At 52.2% G+C, this 297-nt stretch carries 1 rRNA gene; it reads left to right on the top strand.

The window, feature by feature from the left end:
• Positions 1-297, top strand: a 16S ribosomal RNA gene (locus K6753_RS14450); the annotation flags it as partial.

The following is a 297-nucleotide window of genomic DNA, read 5'->3' as shown; positions in this document are numbered from 1 at the left end:
GTAAACTGCTTTTGTACGGAACGAAAAAGCTCCTTCTAATACAGGGGGCCCATGACGGTACCGTAAGAATAAGCACCGGCTAACTACGTGCCAGCAGCCGCGGTAATACGTAGGGTGCGAGCGTTAATCGGAATTACTGGGCGTAAAGCGTGCGCAGGCGGTTATGTAAGACAGATGTGAAATCCCCGGGCTCAACCTGGGAACTGCATTTGTGACTGCATGGCTAGAGTACGGTAGAGGGGGATGGAATTCCGCGTGTAGCAGTGAAATGCGTAGATATGCGGAGGAACACCGATG

It is taken from the genome of Novilysobacter selenitireducens, from assembly GCF_020026895.1.
GTDB classification, from domain to species: domain Bacteria; phylum Pseudomonadota; class Gammaproteobacteria; order Xanthomonadales; family Xanthomonadaceae; genus Lysobacter_C; species Lysobacter_C selenitireducens.
The sequence above is the reverse complement of the archived record's forward strand: the minus strand, read 5'-3'. Positions and strand labels throughout refer to the sequence as shown.